This window comes from Mesorhizobium sp. M1163, assembly GCF_040318415.1.
GTDB lineage: Bacteria > Pseudomonadota > Alphaproteobacteria > Rhizobiales > Rhizobiaceae > Mesorhizobium.
Genome location: NZ_JAMYMF010000015.1, coordinates 65,625 through 81,488 on the forward strand (window position 1 = coordinate 65,625; position 15,864 = coordinate 81,488).

Annotated in this window: 16 protein-coding genes; 14 read left to right on the forward strand and 2 right to left on the reverse strand. The window is 62.8% G+C overall.

All coding sequences use genetic code 11. The features are described from left to right. Nucleotides 1-2: 2 nt before the first annotated feature. The 6 genes from NKH43_RS16110 to NKH43_RS16135 all read left to right on the forward strand — a co-directional run bounded on the left by NKH43_RS16110 (nt 3) and on the right by NKH43_RS16135 (nt 4,873). Entirely contained in the window at nt 3-770 is a 768-nt protein-coding gene (locus NKH43_RS16110; RefSeq protein ID WP_352858968.1) for an ATP-binding cassette domain-containing protein, read from the forward strand. A gap of 66 nt (nt 771-836) precedes the next feature. After that, the gene (iolG, locus tag NKH43_RS16115; RefSeq protein WP_352858970.1) at nt 837-1,835 is read left to right on the forward strand and encodes an inositol 2-dehydrogenase; all 999 of its coding nucleotides are present in this window, start codon (nt 837-839) and stop codon (nt 1,833-1,835) included. Between the two features lie 23 nt (nt 1,836-1,858). Beyond that, nucleotides 1,859-2,653 carry an SDR family oxidoreductase gene (locus NKH43_RS16120; protein WP_352858972.1) on the forward strand — a complete coding sequence of 265 codons (795 nt, stop codon included), beginning with the start codon at nt 1,859-1,861 and terminating at the stop codon, nt 2,651-2,653. A 195-nt stretch (nt 2,654-2,848) separates the two neighbouring features. After that, nucleotides 2,849-3,115, forward strand: coding sequence for a type II toxin-antitoxin system Phd/YefM family antitoxin (locus NKH43_RS16125; RefSeq protein ID WP_023718242.1), 267 nt, complete (start codon nt 2,849-2,851; stop codon nt 3,113-3,115). Further along, nucleotides 3,112-3,534, forward strand: a complete 423-nt coding sequence (locus tag NKH43_RS16130; RefSeq protein ID WP_352591239.1) for a type II toxin-antitoxin system VapC family toxin — start codon at nt 3,112-3,114, stop codon at nt 3,532-3,534. Before NKH43_RS16125 ends, NKH43_RS16130 begins: the two co-directional genes overlap by 4 nt. 247 nt (nt 3,535-3,781) lie before the next feature. Further along, nucleotides 3,782-4,873: a 3-deoxy-7-phosphoheptulonate synthase gene (locus NKH43_RS16135; RefSeq protein WP_023718240.1), complete on the forward strand. Its 1,092-nt coding sequence runs from the start codon at nt 3,782-3,784 to the stop codon at nt 4,871-4,873. A gap of 212 nt (nt 4,874-5,085) precedes the next feature. Here NKH43_RS16135 and NKH43_RS16140 read toward each other — a convergent pair whose 3' ends face one another. After that, nucleotides 5,086-6,195, reverse strand: coding sequence for a Gfo/Idh/MocA family protein (locus NKH43_RS16140; RefSeq protein WP_352858974.1), 1,110 nt, complete (start codon nt 6,193-6,195; stop codon nt 5,086-5,088). Between the two features lie 152 nt (nt 6,196-6,347). Between NKH43_RS16140 and NKH43_RS16145 the strand changes: the two genes are divergently transcribed. Then, complete coding sequence (locus NKH43_RS16145; RefSeq protein ID WP_352859009.1) at nt 6,348-7,193, forward strand: MurR/RpiR family transcriptional regulator; 846 nt, start codon at nt 6,348-6,350, stop codon at nt 7,191-7,193. Here NKH43_RS16145 and NKH43_RS16150 read toward each other — a convergent pair. Beyond that, nucleotides 7,190-8,083: an AraC family transcriptional regulator gene (locus NKH43_RS16150; RefSeq protein WP_352858976.1), complete on the reverse strand. Its 894-nt coding sequence runs from the start codon at nt 8,081-8,083 to the stop codon at nt 7,190-7,192. The genes NKH43_RS16145 and NKH43_RS16150 overlap by 4 nt on opposite strands. Before the next feature lie 138 nt (nt 8,084-8,221). Here NKH43_RS16150 and NKH43_RS16155 point away from each other — a divergent pair, with 138 nt between their 5' ends. The 7 genes from NKH43_RS16155 to NKH43_RS16185 all read left to right on the forward strand — a co-directional run bounded on the left by NKH43_RS16155 (nt 8,222) and on the right by NKH43_RS16185 (nt 15,859). Then, nucleotides 8,222-8,950, forward strand: coding sequence for an SDR family oxidoreductase (locus NKH43_RS16155; RefSeq protein WP_352859011.1), 729 nt, complete (start codon nt 8,222-8,224; stop codon nt 8,948-8,950). A 200-nt stretch (nt 8,951-9,150) separates the two neighbouring features. Then, nucleotides 9,151-11,085 carry a bifunctional 5-dehydro-2-deoxygluconokinase/5-dehydro-2-deoxyphosphogluconate aldolase gene (locus tag NKH43_RS16160; RefSeq protein WP_352716528.1) on the forward strand — a complete coding sequence of 645 codons (1,935 nt, stop codon included), beginning with the start codon at nt 9,151-9,153 and terminating at the stop codon, nt 11,083-11,085. Between the two features lie 35 nt (nt 11,086-11,120). Next, the gene (gene iolD, locus NKH43_RS16165) at nt 11,121-12,965 is read left to right on the forward strand and encodes a 3D-(3,5/4)-trihydroxycyclohexane-1,2-dione acylhydrolase (decyclizing) (RefSeq protein ID WP_352858978.1); all 1,845 of its coding nucleotides are present in this window, start codon (nt 11,121-11,123) and stop codon (nt 12,963-12,965) included. A 43-nt stretch (nt 12,966-13,008) separates the two neighbouring features. Next, nucleotides 13,009-13,926 carry a myo-inosose-2 dehydratase gene (iolE, locus tag NKH43_RS16170; protein WP_352858979.1) on the forward strand — a complete coding sequence of 306 codons (918 nt, stop codon included), beginning with the start codon at nt 13,009-13,011 and terminating at the stop codon, nt 13,924-13,926. A 42-nt stretch (nt 13,927-13,968) separates the two neighbouring features. Next, on the forward strand, nt 13,969-14,187 hold the full coding sequence (locus NKH43_RS16175; RefSeq protein ID WP_352858981.1) for a DUF3329 domain-containing protein: 219 nt from the start codon (nt 13,969-13,971) through the stop codon (nt 14,185-14,187). A gap of 2 nt (nt 14,188-14,189) precedes the next feature. Continuing rightward, entirely contained in the window at nt 14,190-14,999 is an 810-nt protein-coding gene (gene iolB / locus NKH43_RS16180) for a 5-deoxy-glucuronate isomerase (protein ID WP_352858982.1), read from the forward strand. Between the two features lie 152 nt (nt 15,000-15,151). Continuing rightward, nucleotides 15,152-15,859: a DUF1045 domain-containing protein gene (locus tag NKH43_RS16185; RefSeq protein ID WP_352640267.1), complete on the forward strand. Its 708-nt coding sequence runs from the start codon at nt 15,152-15,154 to the stop codon at nt 15,857-15,859. Nucleotides 15,860-15,864: the final 5 nt, after the last annotated feature.

Genomic DNA, 15,864 nt, shown 5'->3' on the forward strand with positions numbered 1-15,864 from the left:
TCATGTCGGACATCGTCCTGAAAACCGAAAACCTGACCAAGTACTATGGCGGCGTCCATGCGCTGGAGGGTGCCAACTTCGAGCTGCGCAAGCGCGAGCATGTCGCCATCATGGGCGACAACGGTGCCGGCAAATCGACCTTCGTGCGCCAGATCACCGGCGTCGAGCAGCGAACCAGCGGCAGGATGTGGTTCGACGGCAAGGAAGTGAATTTCGCCGGGCCGATCGAAGCCCGCGAGGCGGGCATCGAGACGGTGTTCCAGAACCTGGCGCTCGCCGACGACCTCGACGTGCCGTCGAACCTGTTCCTCGGCCGCGAGAGGGTGCTTTTCAATCTCGGGCCCTTCTCGATCCTCGATCGCAAGTTCATGCGCAAGGCGACCGAGGCGGCGTTAGTCCGCACCGCCGTCAAGATCCCGAACCTTTCCAACACCATTCGGCACATGTCGGGCGGCCAGCGCCAGTGCGTGGCGATCGCCAGGACCGCGACCTTTGCTTCCAAGCTCATCATCATGGATGAGCCGACGGCGGCGCTCGGCGTGCAGGAGACGATGCAGGTCGAAAATATCATCCGCACGCTGAAGGAAAATGGCGAGCCGCTGATCCTGATCTCTCACAACATGCGTCAGGTGTTCGATCTGGTCGACCGCATCGTCGTTTTCCGGCGCGGCCGCATCGTCGCCAATTTGCGCAAGCAAGATACCGATGGCAACGATATCGTCTCCTACATCACCGGCGCCAAGACCGGGCAGGCGGAACTTGCGGCGTAAGGCCAACGTCGTGTTACGGGGGCTGACACGCCTTCTCTTTCCAACCATTCTCAAAGGAAATTCTTCATGCTTCGCTTTGCTCTTCTCGGTGCCGGCCGTATCGGCAAGGTCCACGCCCGTGCGGTGGGCTCCAACCCGCAGGCCAGGCTGGTTGCGGTTGCCGACGCCTTCGAGAAGGCGGCGACCGATTTGGCCTCTGCCTATGGCGCCGAAGTGCGCAGCATCGATGCCATCGAAACTGCCAGCGATATCGATGCGGTCGTCATCTGCACGCCGACCGACACCCATGCCGATCTGATCGAACGCTTCGCCAGGGCGGGCAAGGCGATCTTCTGCGAGAAGCCGATCGATCTCGACGCCGGCAGGGTGGAACAATGCCTGGCCGTCGTCGACAAGGCCGGCGCCACCCTGATGGTCGGCTTCAACCGCCGCTTCGATCCGCATTTTGCCGCCGTGCGCAAGACGATCGACGACGGTGCGATTGGCACAGTCGAAATGGTGACCATCACCTCGCGCGATCCCGGTCCACCGCCGCTCGACTATATCGGCCGCTCGGGCGGCATCTTCCGCGACATGACCATCCATGATTTCGACATGGCGCGCTTCCTGCTCGGCGAGGAGCCGGTGGCGGTCAGCGCGCACGCTTCGGTGCTGGTCGACAAAAAGATCGGCGAGGCCGGCGACTTCGACAGCGTCAGCATCATCCTCGAAACTGCCTCCGGCAAGCAATGCGTCATCTCCAACTCGCGCCGAGCCACCTATGGCTACGACCAACGCATCGAGGTGCATGGCTCGAAAGGCATGATTGCGGCCGAGAACCAGCGGCCGGTGTCGATCGAACTCGCCAATGAGAAAGGCTATACGCGGCCGCCGCTGCACGATTTCTTCATGACTCGTTATCTCGACGCTTATGCCAACGAGATCGCTGCCTTCATCGCGGCAGCGACGTCAGGCAAGAAGGCGGCGCCGAGCGGCAAGGACGGGCTGGTGGCGCTCAGGCTGGCAGATGCGGCGCTGAAATCGGCCAAGGAAGGCAAGACCGTCCGCCTCGACAAAACAATCTGACTATCAAGCACAGGAGCAAGGCGATGAACGGTTCAGCCGGTCGCAATTCCGAAACACGCGCCATCGTCACCGGCGGCGCACAAGGCATCGGCTTTGCCGTCGCCGAAGCGCTGGCCGATGAGGGCTGCCGGGCGCTAGCGCTGATCGGCCGCTCGAAGGAGAAGGGCGACAAGGCTGTCGCCATCCTCAAGGGGGCAGGCGTCGATGCCATCTTCATCAGCGCCGATGTCTCAAAAGTGGCCGACTGCAAGCGTGCGGTCGAAACGGCGATTGGCCATTGCGGCACCGTCAACGCGCTGGTCAACGCCGCCGCCACCTCGGCTCGCGGCTCACTGGTCGAGACCTCAGAGGATCTATTCGACCAGATATTCCAGACCAATGTGCGCGGGCCGTTTTTTCTGATGCAGGGCGTGGTGGCGCATCTGCTGGCGCGCCAGGCACCGGGCTCGATCGTCAACGTACTGTCGATGTCGGCGCATTGCGGCCAGTCGTTCCTGGCGCCCTATTCATCGAGCAAGGGAGCGCTGGCGACGCTGACCAAGAATGTCGCCAATGCCCATCGCGGCAATCGCATCCGCTGCAACGCGGTGCTGCCCGGCTGGATGGACACCGAGGGCGAGGCAATCGTGCAGAAGAAATGGCATGACGCGCCGGACGACTGGCTTGAAAAAGCCGAGGCCGCGCAGCCGATGGGCCAATTGGTGAAGCCGGCGCAACTTGCCCGATTGATCAGCTATATGATCAGCCCGCAGTCCGGCGTCATGACCGGGTCGCTGGTCGACTACGACCAGAGCATCGCGGGGGCGTCACCGGAATAGGATCAGCCGTGTAGCCTTGCGTCAGAAGCAGTTTGCCATGAGTGGCCGAGATGCCCCAAAATATCAAAGCCGGCATAATCGGTTCCGATCGACCTCACTCAGGCACACGGGCTCTGAAACCCTCTCCTTCCCTGTTGCCGCCGTATCGCCATTCCCGTATAGTCAAGATAGTCAGAATGGTCATGGGAGGTCGAAATGCCGTCTGCGCCCAGAGAGGATACTAACTGGACGGTCGCTGGGGCAAAGGCCCGGCTCTCGGAGGTTATCGAGCGCGCGCAATCTTCGCCGCAGACGATCACCAGAAACGGTAAGCCAAGCGTGGTTGTCGTCTCGGCCGAGGAATGGCAGCGGAAGACCGCGCGCAAGGGTACGCTTGCGGAGTTCCTGCTGGAGTCGCCGCTGCGCGGCGCCGATCTCAACCTTGAGCGCCAGCGCGACGAACCGCGTGATCTGCCGCTGTGAGGCTTCTGCTCGATACGAATGTCCTGTCCGAGGTGACAAGGCCGGCGCCGGATGTGCGCGTTCTGGACTGGCTGGGCGGGCTTGATGAGGACCGCTCATTCATTAGCGTCGTGTCGATCGCGGAGATCCGGCGCGGCGTCGCCCTCATGGACGAGGGCCGGAAACGCGAGGCACTGGCCGAATGGCTCGCACGGGACCTGCCGCAGCGCTTCGAGCAGAGAGTTCTTCCGGTGGACGAACCGGTTGCCTTGGCGTGGGGCGACCTGATGGGCCTTGCGAAGCGCCGCGGTCGCGGTCTGTCGTCGATGGACGGCCTGATTGCAGCCACGGCGATTGCGCAGGAACTCACCTTGGCAACGCGTAACACGAAGGATTTCGAAGACTTCGGAATTGAACTCGTCGATCCCTGGACTGCATGAACCCGCTCGGCGCTGCATGCTGGGCCACTACGTCAGTAGCATCATCAGACACGTGACAATCGCCTCGGCTTCGACTATATGAGCCTCATGATCAACCTGACCGCCACCTATTGGTACTTTAGCAGCTCGCTGGCGGCGGGAGGATTGCGCTCGATCTGAAGATTGCAGCAGCAAGATCCGAACAGCCGCCAGACCTGGCGGCTTTTTTGTTTCAGCCGGCAGGTCTCCCAATCAGGAGTAGAAAGCCGTGTTGACCACCACAGACGATCTTCGGGTCAAGGAAATAAGGGAATTGAGTACGCCGGACGAGGTGATGCGGGAGATACCGCGCACACTGACGGCGACGCGGACCGTTGCCGCGTCACGTAATGCTATCCATGCCGTGCTGACCGGCACCGACGACCGGCTGGTGGTCGTCGTCGGCCCCTGTTCGATCCACGACCCGGCCGCTGCCGTAGACTATGCCAGCCGCTTGGCATCACTGCGAGAGAGCCTGTCGGACCGGCTGGAGATCGTGATGCGGGTGTATTTCGAGAAGCCGCGCACGACGGTCGGCTGGAAGGGCCTGATCAACGATCCCGACCTGGACGGCAGCTTCAACATCGACAAGGGGCTGCGGATGGCCCGCAACGTGCTCGCCGCCGTCAATAATCTCGGCCTGCCGGCGGCGACCGAATTCCTCGACATGGCCACCCCGCAATATATCGCCGACCTCGTCGCCTGGGGCGCGATCGGCGCGCGCACGACCGAGAGCCAGATCCATCGCGAACTGGCATCGGGCCTGTCCTGCCCGGTCGGCTTCAAGAACGGCACTGACGGCAATCTGCGGATCGCCGCCGAGGCGGTGAAATCGGCCGCCCAACCGCATCATTTCATGGCGGTGACGAAGGGCGGACGCAGCGCCATCGCGACGACCACCGGCAACGAGGACTGCCACGTCATCCTGCGCGGCGGCATTCAGCCCAATTATGACGCAACAAGCGTCGCGGCTGCCTGCGCGGAACTCGGCCGGATCGGCGTGGCGCCGCGGCTGATGATCGATGTCAGCCACGCCAACAGCAGCAAGAAGCCGGAAAACCAGCCAGGGGTGGCGGCTGACGTGGCTGGCCAGGTCGCGGCAGGCGACGAGCGCATCATCGGCGTCATGATCGAGAGCAACCTCGTCGCCGGCCGGCAGGACGTCGTGCCGGGCAAGCCGCTCGTCTATGGCCAGAGCATCACCGATGGCTGCATCGACTGGGCAGCCACCGAGACGGTGCTTCACGGCCTTGCCGACGCCGTCGAGCGGCGCCGGTCGGTGCGCCGAAGCATGATATCAAGCCGTTCAGGCGCCGCCTGAGCACTTCTCCTTCTCCCCTTGTGGGAGAAGGTGGATCGGCACGCAGCGCCGAGCCGGATGAGGTGCTGGAAGAAACTCGGCGTAAAATATTGAGGGATTTTAAGCGCTTATTTCTTCGCTGTAGCGATCCGTCCAACACCCCTCATCCGACCGAGCTTCGCTCGGCCACCTTCATCCCTCAAGGGGAGAAGGGGAAGCCAGCGCCGGGCTTACTACCGCACAGCGATCCAGCGCTGTTCCGCGAACGAGCGCGCCATCGCATGCACGGTGCGCTCGATCTCCAGGCCTTCGTCGAAGTCGATGATCCGCGCCGGCTTGCCGGCAAGCCGCGTCAACAGTTCCCGGCATTCGATGATCTTGAGGTCATTAAAGCCAAGGCCGTGGCCGGGCGCCGGCAGGAAGGCGTCGTAAGGCCTGTGGTGCGGGGCAACCAGGACTGTCCGATAGCCTTGCTCCGTCGGTCGGTCGGCTGTCAGATAGAGCTGGAACTCGTTCATCCGCTCCTGGTCGTACAGGATCGAGCCCTTCGAACCAAAAATCTGGATGGCGATCCGGCCCTTGCGGCCCCAGGCCGAACGGTTGACCAGTAGCGTGCCGGCGATGCCGTTTTCGAGATGCATCAGGATACTGGCGATGTCGTAGGTCTCGACCGCGCGGCGCCCGCCCGAGGCGACGCGGCGGTCGGCATAGGGTTTGGCCATGTCGCACATGACGCGGGCAACGCGACCGAACAGTACGGCGATGAGCGACAGCGGATGTACGGCGAAATCGTCGAGCGCGCCGTAACCGGACGCCGCCTCGTGCTTCCAGAAGAACAGCGCCTCCGGATCGGCCATGAAGTCCTCGTCCATCTCTATACGCAGATGGTTGACCTCGCCGATGATCTTCTCATCGAGCAGCGCACCGATGTGGCGGATCGCCGGGTTCTGAATATAGTTATAGCCCAGCGCGGCAACCTTGCCGGATTTTCGCGCGGCCGCAGCCATCGCTTGCGCCTCCGCAAAACTCGGCGCCATCGGTTTTTCACACCACAGATGCTTGCCGGCTTCGAGGATGGCGATGGCCATTTCCGGGTGGAACTGGTTCGGCGTGGTCAGCGAGATGACATCGACATCCGGGTCGTCGACGACGGCGCGCCAGTCACCGGACGCCTTGGCGAAGCCGAATTCGCTGGCACGGCGTTTGGCAAGGTCCTCGTTGACCTCGCCCAGATGGACCAGCCTTGGCTTGTCCACATCGGGAAAGACGGTGCCGACGGCGTTCCAGGCAATGGCGTGGCACTTGCCCATGAAGCCCGTGCCGATAAGACCTACCCCGACCATTTGCCTTGTCTCCCTGTGTGCAAATTTATGTGGATGAATTAGTCCATTTCGTTTGCAAATGGAACGCTTGCCTCATTTTTTATGGTGTTCTTGCACAGGCCCGCTATGATGGGGCACAGAGGGAACCGACGATGAGCCTGGGCGGAGCGACGATGGACGAACGGGTGCCCCGCGATTTCGAGACGCTGCGGGCGACGATCCTGGAGCGGCGCCAGAGCCTGCCGAAACGCATCGCCCAGATCGCCGCCTATGCGCTCGACAACCCTGACGATATCGCCTTCGGCACCGCTGCCAGCATCGCCGCTTCGGCCGGTGTCCAGCCTTCGACCCTGATCCGCTTTGCCCAGCAGCTCGGCTTTGATGGTTTCACCAGCCTGCAGCTGGTATTTCGCGAGCGCCTGCGCGAACGCAATTCGTCCTATGATGAAAGGCTGGCGGCGTTGCGCGCCAAGGCCGAGGAAGGCGCCGGCCACCGGGCGATCTTCGACGGCTTCGTCGCCGCAGCCAGCACCTCGCTCAACGACATTTCGCGCACGCTGAATGAAGACCATTTCGAAGACGCAATCGCCGTTCTGGCCAAGGCGGAAACCATTTATGTGCTGGCCAAGCGGCGCTCCTACCCGGTCGCCTCCTACATCGCCTATGCATTGGGCAAGCTCAAGATCCGCAACCAGCTGATCGAATCGGCCGCCGGCCTGAACGCGGAGATGATCGGCTTTGCCTCTCCAAGGGATGCCGTGATCGCCATCAGCTTTTCGCCCTATGCCCCCACCACCATCGAGGAGGCGCGCGTCATTTCGGAGCAAGGCGTGCCGATCGTGGCGATTACCGACAGTTCCTTTTCGCCGCTCGCCCAATTCGCCAGAGTCTGGTTCGAGGTCGCCGAGGCCGATTTCGCCGGCTTCCGCTCGCTGTCGGCGACGATGGCTTTGGCCACGGCGCTGACCGTTGCCGTCGGCGAGAAGCGGCGCGATAGCGGCCGCAAGCGCAAGGCCTAGACCACCTCTATTGCCGTTTCGCCTTCTGCCAAAAGCCGCGCTGCGTCGCGGGCAGGCGGTGACCCGAACTGGCGGGCATACTCCCGGCTGAACTGGGAAGCACTCTCATAGCCGACAGCGAAGGCGACACTCGCCACGTTGCCCGGCTGGGCAATCAGCAGATGACGGGCTTCCAGCAAGCGGATTTGCTTTTGATACTGGATTGGGCTCATGGCCGTCGCCGCCTTGAAGTGACGATAAAACGCAGCACTGCTCATATGGGCGATCTCGGCCAGATCCCCGACCCGAACCGGCTGATGGGAATGCGAACGGATCCAGGCGATGGCCTGGCCAATCCGGGACAGATGGCCATCGGCGCGCGCAAGTTCACGAAGCTTTCCGCCCTGGGGGCCTTGCAGGAGCCGAAACAGCATCTCCCGCTCGAGCATGGTCGCGAGCACGGGAATCTCCGCTGGCCGGTCAAGCAACCGCATCATTCGACGCAACGCGTCGAGCAGATCGTCATCAACGGGAGTGGTGGAGAAGAAACTGTCGCCACCGAGGGCTGGCGCGTGCTCGACGAGGAGCGCGGCGACGGCTTGCAGGTCAAGGGTCAAGCCAATGGCCAGATAAGGACGCGCCGCGCTCGCTTCGACTATCTGGCTGATAGTGGGCGTCTCGACAGTGTAGATGAAATAGCTGGCCGGCTTGTAACGAAGAGCCCGGGAGCCGATCAGGACCGTCTTTGCGCCCTGCAATACGAATAAGATCCCCGACCCCCACACACCCGGCAATGGTGCCGTGGCGACTTCGCTGCGGCCGATCGAAACGCGGGGAACCGCCGTTCTTGTTCGTCGCCCGCGCGCATGGCGGCCGGCGATCTCGATCAACTCCTGCAGCGCCTCGCTCATCGCGCCAGCATCGCGCATTCGCGGTGGCTGAGCAACAGCGTGAGAGGATTAGGCAAGAGCTGGAGAGTTTCCGGCGCGCGGCGTCCGCTGCGTCGCGCCATTTGTGGGGTCTTCCACAAGCAACATGAAGACACCGATATGAGAACATCAAAGACCGCGCTGGTGACCGGCGCCAACAAGGGTATAGGCCGCGAAATCGCCCGGCGACTGGCGACCATGGGCTTCAAGGTCTGGCTCGGCGCCAGGAGCGCCGAACGCGGCATGGCGGCGGCGCAGGCATTGTGCGCGGAAGGCCTCGACGCAGAGTGGCTTGAGCTGGACGTCACGAGGGATGACAGTGTGAAGGCGGCAGCCAAGGCGCTCGGGCAGGCCAGCCCCTGCCTCGACGTGCTGGTGAACAACGCCGGCGTCGCCATCAACTACGACCTGCCGCCGAGCCAGCAGCGGGTCGCCGACATCCAGGCCACCTACGACGTCAATGTCTTCGGCCCGATCCGCGTGACACAGGCATTCCTGCCGCTGCTGCTGGCAGCACCTGCTGCCCGTATCGTGATGGTGAGCAGCTCCACCGGCTCAATCGGCCGGGCGCTCGATCCCGCCACCGCGAACCACGCCGTCAATATGATGGGCTACGGTAGCTCCAAAACAGCCTTGAACGCCATCACCGTGGCCTTCGCCAGGGAACTCGCGCCCCGAGGCATCAAGGTCAACGCCGCGGCGCCCGGCTATACCGCCACCGATCTCAACGGGTATAAAGGTCACCGCACGGTGCAGCAGGCGGCCGAGATCGTCATTCACCTGGCGACCCTGGACGCCGATGGCCCGACCGCCGGATACTTCAACGATGACGGCCCGCTTCCTTGGTAAATCAGCTGGTTTCAGTGGTAGACCCTTGACGTTCGTCTGACTTCAAAGTTTCTGAACGCGCGAGCCTTGCACAGCACTTTTCAGCCTAGGGAATGCTCGTTCCATATTGACTATGGATTGGAATTATTATTTCATATTACCGGCGCCACGCTGCCGCTCGCGCGTGTTACCCAAGACAACAAAGCCGATGGGAGGTTCGAATGGGCGAAGCCGTGGAAGCGAGACATGCGCCGCTCGACATCATAACGATCGGCCGCGCTTCCGTCGATCTCTATGGCCAGCAGATCGGCTCGCGCCTCGAGGACATTACTTCGCTTGCCAAGTCGGTCGGCGGCTGTCCAGCCAATATCGCGGTCGGCACTGCCAGGCTCGGCCTGCGCTCGGCGTTGCTCACCCGCGTCGGCAATGAGCAGATGGGCCGCTTCATCCGCGAGCAGCTGACCCGCGAGGGCGTTTCGGTCCAAGGCCTCAAGACCGATCCGGAGCGGCTGACCGCCCTGGTGCTGCTGTCGGTCGAGGATGAGGGCGTCTCGCCGATGATCTTCTATCGCAGCGATTGCGCCGACATGGCGCTTTCGGAAGACGATATCGATGAGGCCTTCATTGCTTCAGCACGCGCGGTCGTCGTCACCGGCACGCATTTTTCACGGCCCAACAGCGACGCCGCGCAACGCAAGGCGATCCGTGTCATGAAGGCCAAGGGCGGCAAGGTGGTCTTCGACATCGACTACCGCCCTAACCTGTGGGGCCTCGCCGGCCATGCCGAAGGCTTCGAGCGCTATGTGAAATCCGACCGCGTCTCGGCGCAGTTGAAGACGGTGCTGCCCGACTGCGATCTCATCGTCGGCACCGAAGAGGAGATCATGATCGCCTCCGGCGCAGACGATTGCCTGAGCGCGCTGAAAACCATCCGCTCGCTGTCGACGGCGACCATAGTGCTGAAGCGCGGTGCCATGGGCTGCATCGTCTATGACGGGCCGATCAGCGACGATCTCGAGGACGGTATCGTCGGCAAGGGGTTTCCGATCGAGGTCTACAATGTGCTCGGCGCCGGCGACGCTTTCATGTCGGGCTTCCTGCGCGGCTGGCTCGGCGAGGAAAGCCTGGCGACGGCCGCGACCTGGGCCAATGCCTGCGGCGCCTTTGCCGTATCGCGGCTGCTCTGCGCACCTGAATACCCGACTTTCGAGGAATTGCAGTTCTTCCTGAAAAACGGCAGCAAGCATCTGGCGCTGCGCAAGGACGAGGCGATCAACCACATCCATTGGGCGACCACGCGCCGGCGCGACATCCCCTCTCTGATGGCGTTCGCCTGCGACCACCGCGTCCAGCTGGAGGACGTCGCGGCAAAGGCCGGCGCCGATCCGTCGCGAATCCCGGCTTTCAAGGTGCTGACGGTCAAGGCTGCGGCAAAGGTCGCGGCTGGCCGCGGCGGCTATGGCATGCTGCTCGACGAAAAATACGGGCGCGAGGCGATGTTCGAATTCGCCCACCATTCCTTCGCCTGGCTCGGCCGGCCGGTCGAGTTGCCGGGTTCGCGGCCGCTTCGCTTCGAGTTCTCGCAAGACATAGGCTCGCAACTGACCGAATGGCCGGTCGACCACTGCATCAAATGCCTGTGCTTCTATCATCCCGACGATCCCGCGGCGCTGAAGAGCGAACAGCAGCAGAAACTGCGCGCTTTGTTCGAGGCCGCGCGGAAAGTGGGGAGAGAACTTCTGGTCGAGATCATCGCCGGCAAGCACGGCAAGCTCGACGACATGACCATCCCGCGGGCGCTTGAGGAACTCTACGCACTCGGCATCAAGCCCGACTGGTGGAAGCTCGAACCGCAGGCATCGACCGGCGCATGGGCAAAGATCGAGGCGGTGATCCTGAAGAACGATCCGTGGTGCCGCGGGATTGTACTGCTGGGTTTGGAAGCACCGCAGGACGAATTGGAAGCGGCCTTCGCCGCCACCGCCAAGGCGCCCATCGTCAAGGGTTTCGCTGTCGGCCGTACCATCTTCATCAACGCGGCCGAACAATGGCTTGCCGGCAAGATGTCGGACGATGAGGCGGTTGCCGACATGGCGTCGCGCTTCGAGAGGCTGACCGAGGCATGGCTTGCCGTGCGCGGCCGCAAAGCAGCATAAGAAGGCGCGGCATAAGGACTGCGGAGGAAAACGACATGACCAAGACAATCCGCCTGACGATGGCGCAGGCGCTGACCCGCTTTCTTGCCCAACAGATGGCCGAGATCGACGGCAAGAAAGTGCCGATCTTCGGCGGCGTCTGGGCAATCTTCGGCCACGGCAATGTCGCCGGCGTCGGCGAGGCGCTCTACCAGGTCCGCGACGAATTGCCGACGTTCCGTGCCCATAACGAGCAAGCGATGGCGCATGCGGCGATCGCCTATGCCAAGGCCAATTTCCGCCGCCGCTTCATGGCGGCGACCAGTTCGATCGGCCCTGGCGCGCTGAATATGGTGACGGCGGCAGCACTTGCGCATGTAAACAGGTTGCCTGTCCTGTTTCTGCCCGGCGACGTCTTCGCCAATCGCATTCCCGATCCCGTCCTGCAGCAAGCCGAGGATTTTTCCGACGGTACGGCGACGGTCAATGACTGCCTCCGGCCGGTGTCGCGCTATTTCGACCGCATCACCCGGCCGGAGCAGATCATGCCGGCGCTCAACCGCGCCATGCAGGTGCTGACCGATCCGGCTGAGTGTGGCCCGGTAACGCTGGCGCTGTGCCAGGACGTGCAGGCCGAGGCCTATGATTATCCCGAGAGTTTCTTTGCCGAGCGGCTCTGGACCCAGCGGCGAGCGCGCCCGGACCGCCAAGAGTTAGCAGCTGCAGTGGCGGCGCTGAAGAGCGCGAAGAAGCCATTGGTGATTGCCGGCGGTGGCGTGCTCTATTCGCAAGCGTCGGATGAATTGGCGAAGCTGGCGCAAGACGCTGGCATTCCGGTGTGCGAGACGCAAGGCGGCAAATCCTCGCTGCCCGACGATCATCCGCTGAACATGGCGGCGGTCGGCGTTACCGGCACTTCGGCTGCCAACAGGCTGGCCGAAGAGGCCGACGTCGTGCTTGCCGTCGGCACCAGGCTGCAGGATTTCACCACTGGCTCCTGGGCGTTGTTCAAGAATTCCGGCAAGACCATGATCGGGCTCAACGTCCAGCCTTTCGATGCCGGAAAGCACCAGGCGCTGCCGCTGGTCGCCGATGCGGCTGAAGGGCTCGCCGAACTCGCTGGGGCGCTGAAAGACTGGAAAGCTCCTTCAGGCTGGACCGGCAATGCGATCAGCGGCAAAAAGGACTGGCAGGCGGATGCCGGCAAGGTGACCGCGTCGACTAATGCCGCCTATCCGTCCGATGCACAGGTGATCGGCGCCGTACAGCGCGCCATGGGCTCCGGCGTGGTACTGCTCCATGCCGCCGGCGGCTTGCCCGGCGAATTGCACAAGCTATGGCAGGCGGGCGCGCCCGGCTCCTATCATGCCGAATACGGCTTCTCGACCATGGGCTACGAAATCGCCGGCGGGCTTGGCGTCAAGATGGCCAAGCCCGATGAGGAGGTTGTGGTGATGATCGGCGACGGCTCCTACCTGATGCTCAATTCCGAGGTCGCTACGTCGGTGATGCTCGGCCTCAAGCTGACCATCGTGCTGCTCGACAACCGCGGCTATGGCTGCATCAACCGGCTGCAGATGGCGACCGGCGGCGCCAACTTCAACAATTTGCTGAAGGACGCTCGTCACGAGACCTTGCCCGAGATCGACTTCGCCGCGCATGCTGCAAGCATGGGTGCGATTGCCGAAAAAGTGGCGTCGATCGCCGGGCTGGAAACGGCCCTGGCGCAAGCGAAGAAGAATACGCGAACGACCGTGCTGGTCATCGACACCGACCCGCTGGTTTCGACCGACGCCGGTGGAAGCTGGTGGGATGTCGCAGTGCCGGAAGTCTCGGCACGGCCGCAAGTGAATGCGGCGCGCAAGAAATATGAGGAAGCGCTGAGCGGGCGGCGATTTTAACGCGCCCGCCAACGCCTCGAATGTCAGAAATTGGAGTGACGACTTGAAAGCCAAACTGGGCATGTCCCCCATTGCATGGTGGAACGACGATCTTGCGGAACTCAGCGATGATGTGTCGCTGGAGGAGTGCCTGCGCCAGTCGCGTTCGGCCGGCTTTACCGGCATGGAAATGGGCCGCCGCTTTCCCAACGATCCGGAGATCATGCTGCCGATCCTGAAAGAGGCCGACGTGACGCTTTGCGGCGGCTGGTTCTCCGGGACGCTGGTCGATGAAGACATGGCGAAGAACAAGGATCGCATCCAGCCGATGATCGACCTGTTCAAGGCGGTGAACGCGCCTTGCATCGTCTATGGTGAAGTCGGCCGCTCCATCCAGGGCGACCGCTCCAAGCCGCTCGCCACCAAACCGAGGCTTTCGGACGATGAGATGAAAACCTACGCCAAGCGGCTAACCGAGTTCGGCGAATGGTGTGCCGGACAAGGAATGCCACTCTCCTACCATCATCATATGGCGGCGGTGATCGAGACCGAGCCGGAGCTCGACGCTTTCATGCGCTATTCGGGCGAAGGCATTCCGCTGCTGCTCGATGCCGGTCACCTGGCCTTTGCCGGCGGCGATGTGCTGCGCGCGATAGACAACCACCACCGGCGCATCAACCACGTGCATGTCAAGGACGTACGCATGCAGGTGATCCAAAAGCTGGATCGCAACAAGCAATCCTTCCTCGACGCGGTGGCACTTGGTGCCTTCACCGTGCCGGGAGATGGATCGCTGGATTTTGGCGCCATCGTCCAGAGGCTCGCCAACCACGGCTATGAAGGCTGGTTCGTGGTCGAGGCCGAGCAGGATCCGAAGAAGAACCCGCCGCTCAAGATGGCGCAGGTCGGCTACAAGGAATTGATGCGGGTGATGACGGCGGCCGGCTATACGGTGGAGACACAGGGCTTTCCCAATGCTTGAGAGTTCGCGAGGAAGGGCTGACCCGATGCCGGCGTTTATCCGATGAAAGACTCCGAGCACCCGTTTTTCCGGCCTTTGTGGCGGCGCGTTGTCATTGTCGCGGTCTGCCTGGTCTGGTCGGCGATCGAATTCGCCACCGGCACGCCGTTCTGGGGCATGATCGCGCTCGGCTTCGCCGGCTATGCGGTCTGGCAGTTTTTCTACCTCTACAAACCGGCCGACGAAGACAAGCCATCGGCAAACGCCAAACCGAAGGAATGACCATGTCGAAGCTGCTCGTCAAAGCCAATAAGGGCCACGGCCGCATAGCCCATGTGACGCCGCAAAACGCCGGCTGGACCTATGTCGGCTTCGATCTGCATCGGCTGAGGCCCGGCGACACCGCTTCCGGGCAAACCGCGGATCGTGAGGTCTGTCTGGTATTCGTCACCGGCAAGGGCAAGATCAAGGCCGGCGGCAAGGATCTCGGGCTCCTGGGCGAACGCATGTCGCCGTTCGAGGGCAAGCCGTGGTCGGTCTATGTGCCGCAGGGCTCGGAGTGGTCGGTGAGCGCCGATACCGATCTCGAACTCGCCGTGTGCTCGGCGCCGGGGCTTGGCGGCGGTCTGCCGGTCCGCATCATTGCGCCGAAGGATCTCGGCCAGGAGACCCGCGGCAAAGGCACCAACACGCGCTACGTCACCAACGTCCTGCCGGAGGGCGAGCCGGCCGATTCCCTGCTGGTGGTCGAGGTCATCACGCCCGGCGGCCACACATCGAGCTATCCGCCGCACAAGCACGACCAGGACAATCTGCCGGCCGAATCCTATCTCGAAGAGACCTATTACCACCGCCTCAACCCGCCGCAGGGCTTTGCTTTCCAGCGCGTCTACACCGATGCCGACCAGAACGGCTCTCGTTCGCTCGACGAGGCGATGGCGATCGAGGACGGCGACGTCGTGCTGGTACCCAAGGGTTATCACCCCTGCGCCGCCTGCCACGGCTATGATCTCTATTATCTCAACGTCATGGCCGGACCGAAGCGGACGTGGAAATTCCACAACGCGCCCGAGCACGAATGGCTGATGGCCTGACCGTTTCCCCTTCGCTTCTCAACCGCTGGTCCAAGCCGAAAAAATCGTCGGCTAATGACCAGGCTGTGTCGTTTTGTTACCGAAAACGCTGCAAAGCTTCGTCATTTCGTCATGCAAATCGCCTATGGCAGCGGGGCTGACGAGGAACTTCGATGCGCTACGCGATCTATTTCACCCCCCTGCAGGACGAACCGCTGGCGCGGATCGCCGCCAATTGGCTCGGCCGTGATCCCTTCGGTGCCGCCACGAGGCCGGTCGAGGCGGTGGGCGAGTTGTCGGCAGCGGAAGTTGCCTTCCATACCGCCTCGGCGCGCCGCTACGGCTTTCATGCGACGCTGAAGGCGCCCTTCCGGCTGGCTTCAAACGAGACGGAGGCCTCGCTTCGCGCCGCACTCGACGATTTTGCCGAGGCGACGCCGGTGGTGACGGTCCCGCGTCTCGTCGTCAGCCAGATCGACAGCTTTTTCGCGCTCGTGCCGGAAGCACCGCTGCCGGGGCTCAACCGTTTCGCCGATGATGTGGTGCGCGGCTTCGACCGCTTTCGCGCGCCGCTGACAGACGCGGAGATTGAACGCCGCAGCCCCGACTCGCTGAAGCCCGATGAGTTCCGCAATCTCTGCCAATGGGGCTACCCCTATGTCTTCGAGACGTTTCGTTTCCATATGACCCTGTCCGGCCGGGTGTCGTCACAGGAAAGCCCTCGTCTTCGCCGAGCAATCGACAGCCTGTTTGCGGACGTGCTGCAACGGCCGGTGCCGGTGGACGCGCTGACGCTGTTTGTCGAAACTGAGCCGGGTGCGCCGTTCATGGTGCTGTCCCATCACGCGCTCGGGCGCCGCCCGGCCAGAAGAACTGCCTGAGATGA